Source organism: Streptomyces albidus (ex Kaewkla and Franco 2022), from assembly GCF_013870515.1.
In the GTDB taxonomy this organism is placed as follows: Bacteria; Actinomycetota; Actinomycetes; order Streptomycetales; family Streptomycetaceae; genus Streptomyces; species Streptomyces albidus.
Genome location: NZ_JACBXA010000042.1, coordinates 25,536 through 32,671, shown reverse-complemented (window position 1 = coordinate 32,671; position 7,136 = coordinate 25,536). Strand labels below are relative to the sequence as shown.

Genomic DNA, 7,136 nt, shown 5'->3' with positions numbered 1-7,136 from the left:
GGGGTCGGCGTCGTAGCCGGCGTTCCCCGTGCCGGGCGCCTCGTAGCCGATGGGCAGCCGTGCGAAACGGGCGGAGAGCCCGGGCAGGAACGCCAGCGTGCCCACGGCGACCGGGATGCAGATCGCGGCGATCTCCACTCCGCGGATGTCGGTGATGCTGGCGATGAAGGTGATGAGCGTGCCGACGACGGCGGTGAAGGCGACCGCCACGAAGGGGCCGTCACCGCTGGGCGTCACGGCGATCAGGATGACGGAGGCGATGAGGACGGCGACGCAGCCGAGCAGGAACTGGAGGCGCCCCACTCCCTCGTTCTCCGGGAGCGGCAGCAGTCCGGAGCCGGCGATCAGTACGTGCGGCATGGCGCCGAGACCGAGCGCGATGGCCGAGGCGCGGTCCTCGTACACCCGCGCCCGCACGGCCGCGAGCGCGACGAGCATGACTCCGGCGACGGCGGCGAGGATGCCCGGGAGGCTGTGCATGTCGTGGCCGATCGGATCGGCGAACCACAGCACGAAGGCCATCAGTACGAACAGCACGCCGGCGCCCACGAGTCCCGCACCGCGCAGGAGGCTGTCGCCCCAGAGCTTGCGGTCGCGGGTGACGGCGGAGGCGACCGCGTCGGAGACGTCGTCGAAGACGGCGGGCGGCAGCGACTCGGCGAACGGGCGCAGGCTCAGCACCTCGCCGTCGAAGATGCGCTGTGCGATGAAGCTGCGGGAGCTGTCCAGGACGGTGCCGTCGCGGCGCACCAAGTGGTAGCCGACGGGGGCACCTTCGCCCGGCGTCTGCCCCGACAGGCGCAGGATCTCCGGGTAGATGTCCGCGACCGGGATGTCCTCGGGCAGAGCCACGTCGATCCGGCTGTCCGGAGCGACGATGGTGACGCGGCAGAAGCCCGTACCGGACGGGGCGCCGAAACCGCTCCCGGTGCCCTGGCCGGTGGCCGCCGCAGAGGCCGTCGTACTCACCTGTGAATCCCCCTCATTCGCCGTCTCTCACCGTCTCCCACCGCACACGGGATCGCGGGACGTCTGGACACGTGGGCGCAGCTTGGACACGCGATGCTCACCTGACGCTCACACACTCGCCGACTTACGGACGAACGGGCCCGTCGAAGGCGGCGGATTCGCAGGTGTGCATACACCGCGCGTCACCCTACCGCTCCACGCGGACTCGTCGTGCAAGTAGGATCCCATCGCGCGGACGGAGTCCGTCGCCACGGGGGCGTCGGCATCGAACTGTCCCGTCCGTACGAGGGAATTGGTGCGCACGTGAGCCAGATCGTCGTCAAGCGTCCGCCACGGGCTCTGCCGCCTGACGTACCCGCTGAGGAACTACGACTCGAGTCGCCTCCTGAACTGCCGCGCGGGCAGCAGGAAGGCGTGATGATGCAGATCGTCCCCATGCTGGGCATGGGCGGTTCCGTCGTCTTCTTCTTCGTGTCCGGCCAGCCCTTCATGCGCATCATGGGCTTCATCATGATCGCGACGACCATCGCCATGGCCGTCGCGATGATCATCCGCCACCGCCGGGGCACGCAGGGACAGTTGGCTCAGACCCGGCGCGACTACCTCAAGTACCTGGCGCAGACCCGGCGGAAGGTGCGCAAGACCGCGCGCAAGCAGCGCGACGCGCAGTTCTATCTGCACCCCTCCCCCGACCAGCTGTGGTCCCTGGTCGCCGAGGGCAGCCGGGTATGGGAGCGGCGCTCGGGCGACGACGACTTCGGACAGGTACGCATCGGGCTGGGCGCGCAGCAGTTGGCGACGCCGCTCGTCGCGCCGGAGACCGCGCCCGTCGACGAGCTGGAACCGCTGACCGCGGGTGCCATGCATCAGTTCCTCAACACGCACGGCACCCTCGACGGGCTGCCGATGGCGGTCTCGTTGCGGGCCTTCTACCACGTGACGATCAGCGGCGAACCGGACTCCGTGCAGGGCTCGGCCCGCGCGCTGGTCGCCTCGCTCGCCGCGCTCCACTCCCCCGACGACCTGGTGATCGCGGTCGCCGGCGGGCGTGGGGCGGTGCGCAAGTGGGAGTGGACGAAGTGGCTTCCGCACGTGCAGTCCCCCAACTCGACGGACGGCGCGGGTCCCGCCCGCCTGATCACGGACGACGCGACGGAGTTGGAGGATCAGCTGCGCGCGCGGCTGGAGGGCCGCCCCCGCTTCAACGCCGCCGGCCAGCCGCTGCTGGAGCAGCCGCACATCCTGGTCGTGCTGGACGGTGCGACGGTGCCGCCGAACTCGATGCTCGCGGCGCCCGAAGGCCTGCAGGGCGTGACGGTCGTCGAGGTCGTGCCCGGGGACATGGACAACGCCCGCGGCGGGCTGTCCGTCGTCGTGCGTCCCGGTGCGCTTGAACTGCAGTCGGGGCACGGCCTGGTGTACGACGGCACGCCGGATGTCCTCTCCGAGGAGGCCGCCGAGGCGCTGGCCCGCCAACTCGCCCCGCTCCGTATGGGATCGGGTGGCGACGACGACGAACCGCTGCTGGCGAACCTGGAGTTCACCGAGCTGCTCAGCCTCGGCGACGCCGCCTCCGTCGACGTCTCGCGCACCTGGCGCCCGCGTTCGGTGGCGGAGCGCCTGCGCGTGCCGATCGGCGTCGGCGAAGACGGCCAGCCCGTCATGCTGGACCTCAAGGAGGCCGCGCAGGACGGCATGGGCCCGCACGGCCTGTGCGTCGGCGCCACCGGCTCCGGCAAGTCCGAGCTTCTGCGTACACTCGTGCTCGGTCTCGCCGTCACTCACTCGTCCGAGACGCTGAACTTCGTCCTCGCGGACTTCAAGGGCGGTGCCACCTTCGCGGGCATGGCGCAAATGCCGCACGTTGCGGCTGTGATCACGAACCTGGCGGACGACCTGACGCTCGTCGACCGCATGGGCGACAGCATCCGCGGTGAGCTCAACCGCCGCCAGGAGATGCTGCGCGACGCGGGCAACTACGCCAACATCCACGACTACGAGAAGGCGCGCGCCGCCGGCGCCCCGCTCTCACCGATCCCCTCGCTCGTCCTCGTCATCGACGAGTTCAGCGAACTCCTCACCGCCAAGCCCGACTTCATCGACATGTTCATCCAGATCGGGCGCATCGGCCGTTCCCTGGGTGTCCATCTCCTGCTCGCCTCACAGCGGTTGGAGGAAGGACGGCTGCGCGGGCTGGAGACGTACCTGTCCTACCGGGTGGGTCTGCGTACCTTCTCCGCTGCCGAGTCCCGTGCGGCACTGGGCGTCCCGGACGCCTATCACCTGCCGTCGATCCCCGGTTCGGGTCTGCTGAAGTTCGGCACGGACGAGATGACGCGCTTCAAGGCCGCGTACGTGTCGGGCGTCTACCGCTCGGGGTCGAACGAGGACCGGCTGCCTTCGGGGCCACTGCCGGCCGACCGGCGTCCGGTCGCGTTCACCGCGGCCCACGTTCCGGTGCAGGCCGTGGAGCGTCTTCCGCAGGAGGCGGTCGTACCGTCTCAGCGCCCGTCCGACGACGACGCCCTCGCCGACACCGTCCTGGACGTCATCGTGCGGCGGCTCGAGGGGCAGGGGACGCCCGCGCACCAGGTGTGGCTGCCGCCGCTGGACAGCAGCGCGCCGATGGACGAACTCCTGCCGGGCCTCGCGCCCGTCGAGGGGCGCGGGCTGACGCAGCCCGACTACCCGAGCATGGGACGGCTCGTCGTCCCGCTGGGTCTGGTGGACAAGCCCTTCGAGCAGCGCCGCGATCCGCTCTACCGGGACTTCTCCGGAGCGGCGGGCCACATGCTCGTCATCGGCGGTCCGCAGTCGGGCAAGTCGACGCTGATGCGCACGCTGATCTCGTCGTTCGCGCTGACGCACACTCCGTACGAAGTCCAGTTCTACGGGCTGGACTTCGGCGGTGGCGGCATGTCGTCCGTCGCGGATCTGCCGCACGTGGGCGGCGTGGCCTCCCGTCTGGACCCGGAGCGGGTGCGCCGTACCGTCGCCGAGGTCTACGGCATCCTCTCCCGCCGCGAGGAGTACTTCCGCGCCAACGGCATCGACTCGATCGCCACCTTCCGGCGCAGGCGCTCGCGCGGCGAGATCACCGATCAGCCGTGGGGCGACGTCTTCCTCGTCATCGACGGCTGGGCCAACTTCAAGAACGACTACGAGGGCCTGGACGGAGTCGTCACCGACATCGCCGCCCGCGGTCTCGGTTACGGCGTGCACCTGGTCATCACCGCGTCGCGGAGCATGGAGGTCCGCGCGGCGCTGAAGGACCAGTTGATGAACCGGCTGGAACTCCGGCTCGGTGACACGATGGACTCCGAGTTCGACCGCAAGGTCGCCGCGAACGTCCCTCAGGGCGTGCCCGGCCGTGGACAGACGCCCGAGCGGCTGCACTTCATGGGTGCCGTCCCGCGGATCGACAGCATCCACTCGGACGACGAGATCTCCGAGGCCACCACGGCGATGACCAACGAGGTGATCCGGCACTGGTCGGGCCCGGTGGCTCCGGCCGTACGGCTGCTGCCGCGCGAACTGCCCGCGGCCAACCTGCCCAAGGGCGGCGACCAGCCGGAGCGCGGAGTGGCGTTCGCGATCGACGAGAACAACCTGGAGCCGGTGTTCGTCGACTTCGAGACCGACCCCTTCTTCCTGGTCTTCGGTGAGAGCGAGTCGGGCAAGACGGCACTGCTGCGGCTGCTGGCCAAGCAGATCTCGGAGCGCTACGGCGAGAACGAGGCGAAGATCGTCGTCGGCGACTACCGCCGCTCGCTGCTGAGCGCGATCCCCGAGTCGCACCTGCTGGAGTACGCGCCGATGTCCAACTCCATGGAGTCGCACATGAACGCGCTCCAGGACCTGATGCAGCGAAGGGCGCCCGCCTCGGACGTCACGCCGCAGCAACTGCGCGACCGCAGCTGGTGGACCGGCCCGACGATCTTCATCATCGTCGACGACTACGAACTGGTCGCCACCTCCAGCGGCAACCCCCTGTCCGTGCTCACGGAGAACCTGCCCTTCGCCCGCGACGTCGGCGTGCGCTTCATCATCGCCCGCAGCGCGGCAGGCGCCTCGCGCTCGATGTTCGAGCCCTTCATGCAGCGCATCAAGGAACTCGGCGCGCAGGGCGTGGTGCTCGCAGGCGACCCGAGCGAGGGTGACCTGCTCGGCAACGTACGGCCGCGGCCGATGCCGCCGGGCCGGGGCTTCTTCGTCTCCCGCAAACGAGGCACACCACTGGTCCAGTTGGGCTGGATGCCCGAGCAGTGAACTCCGACGGGGCGGGCACGACAAGTGCCCGCCCCGTCGGCGTCACAGGGGGTGTGGCAAGGATTCCGTGCTGTTAACTTTGGCTCCCTGCGCGTCTGTTCGACCTCACGTCGGACAGCTCTGCAGTACGGGGAAGCATGTCATTCGCGGACGATTGGGCGGAGCACATGGCGGCGGCCGCCGACAGACACGACCCGGGCACGCAGCTTGACCAGGCTGACGGAAACGGATACCCCGCCGACGCCACGAGGCGCACCGCTCGCGACCTCCTCCCCCCTCGCACGCGAAGCACCACCCCGTCCCCCTCCCGATTGCAGCCGACCGTTCAAGACAGCTGCCGCCAATGAGAGATCCCTCAAGTGAAAAGACTCCCCCCGACCGCCGGTGCGAAGACCACCAAGGTGGTCGTGCCCATCGTGACCGCCGCAGTCGTCGCCGCCGGCGCATGGTTCTACTTCAGCGGCGAGTTCGACCAGTGGCGCGCCGGTTCGGCCCTGGACGAAGCCTGTGCCGGCACGCTCCCCGCACAGGACGTCCGGTCGTTCCTCGACAGCGACGTGGCCCGGCCCGCGAAGAGCCAGTACACCTCTGACCGCAAGGTCGGCCGCCTCACCAACTGCGCGGTCTCCGCCGAAGGTTCGTCGACCTCCCTGCTCGCCGAGGCACATCGGGGTTCCAAGGCCGATGACAACGCCGCCACCATCCAGCACACCTCCGTGACGGACCCCTCCGTGATGGCCGTGCCCCTGGGCAAGCGACTGCCCGGCGCCATCATCTACGACGGGGCTGAGGCCTTCGCCTCCGTCGAACTCCCCTGCTCCGGCAAGGAGTTCGAGAGCATAATCGCGAGCGTGCGCACTGTCGGCGCCGGTGACTCCTCCGACGTATTCGACAAGGCAGGCCGCACGACTTTCGCCCAGGTCTCCGTGGGCTTCGCCAAGAAGGCGGCGGCGAAGTACGGCTGCAAGATCTCCACTCCCCCCGGATCGCCGCTCTCCCCTCCGGCGGCGAACCCCCTCCCCGGCTCCTCGCCCGTCAAGCAGGCCATCGGTACCTGCCGGCCGCTCGCGGGACTGGCCGCCGCCTCCAAGAAGTTGGGGCTGGCGCGGGTGCAGGAAGCCCCGGTCGGCAACACCACGACCTCGGAGCACTGCTACCTCCTCGACTCCCGCAAGAAGGAGGTCTACCGGCTCACGGCCCTCTACGGCCACAACGCGGACAGCGTCCGGGCGCGCAATGCCGGACGCCGCCTCTCGCAGGCCGGCGGCAGTGACCCCGCCCGCAACTGGGTCTGGGCCGGGGCCAAATGCCCCTCCAGTGACAGTCGCGCACTGTTCACCCTGGGACGGGTCAGCGGAACGGCCGCGGTCTCTCCCGGCTTCAAGACCGACGCCTCATACGAGAAGAAGGCGCTCTCGGCATTCGCGGAGGAGTCCGCGAAGCGTCACGGATGCTCCGATCTCCGCCTGCCCGGCTGAGCGTTGAGCTGACCCCCGGCCGCCGTCCGTGCCTACATGTGCGTCGTCCCGTTCTCGTACGGGGGAGGCATCCCGGACGGCGGCCCACCGCTCCAGGCGATCAGTAGGCTCTGCGGGTGAACGCGCAGCCCCCGGCGCAGCGCGGGCACCCGCGATCCGTAAAGCATCCTCGAAGGGAAGACCGGTCAATGGCCACCGAGCAGGAAAAGGCTGAGCTGTACGCCATGGACATCTCCGACGCGGTCTGGGAGAGCGCTCCGGGCGGCCCCGAGGAGGAGAAGGTCGAGATCGCCCGCCTGCCGGGCGGTGCCGTGGCGATGCGCAACTCCAAGGACCCCGACACGGTCCTGCGGTACACCGAGGCCGAGTGGCGGGCGTTCGTACTCGGCGCACGCGACGGGGAGTTCGACCTGGAGTAGC

General features: G+C 69.7%; 4 protein-coding genes. 3 read left to right on the top strand and 1 reads right to left on the bottom strand.

All coding sequences use genetic code 11. The features are described 5' to 3' along the window. Nucleotides 1-969, bottom strand: a 969-nt coding sequence (gene eccD / locus H5J26_RS10050; RefSeq protein WP_181765417.1) for a type VII secretion integral membrane protein EccD, incomplete at its 3' end; no start/stop codon positions are given. 303 nt (nt 970-1,272) lie between these two features. Here eccD and eccCa point away from each other — a divergent pair. The 3 genes from eccCa to H5J26_RS10035 all read left to right on the top strand — a co-directional run bounded on the left by eccCa (nt 1,273) and on the right by H5J26_RS10035 (nt 7,135). After that, nucleotides 1,273-5,238 carry a type VII secretion protein EccCa gene (gene eccCa, locus H5J26_RS10045; RefSeq protein ID WP_181765416.1) on the top strand — a complete coding sequence of 1,322 codons (3,966 nt, stop codon included), beginning with the start codon at nt 1,273-1,275 and terminating at the stop codon, nt 5,236-5,238. Nucleotides 5,239-5,597: 359 nt separating this feature from the next. Continuing rightward, nucleotides 5,598-6,716, top strand: coding sequence for a hypothetical protein (locus H5J26_RS10040; RefSeq protein ID WP_181765415.1), 1,119 nt, complete (start codon nt 5,598-5,600; stop codon nt 6,714-6,716). Nucleotides 6,717-6,904: 188 nt separating this feature from the next. Next, the gene (locus tag H5J26_RS10035) at nt 6,905-7,135 is read left to right on the top strand and encodes a DUF397 domain-containing protein (RefSeq protein ID WP_181765414.1); all 231 of its coding nucleotides are present in this window, start codon (nt 6,905-6,907) and stop codon (nt 7,133-7,135) included. The last annotated feature ends 1 nt before the right edge of the window (nt 7,136 follow it).

Excerpts from the sequence above, each read along its gene's own strand:
- H5J26_RS10035 (WP_181765414.1), top strand. The coding sequence starts at position 6,905 with ATGGCCACCGAGCAGGAAAAGGCTGAGCTGTACGCCATGGACATCTCC.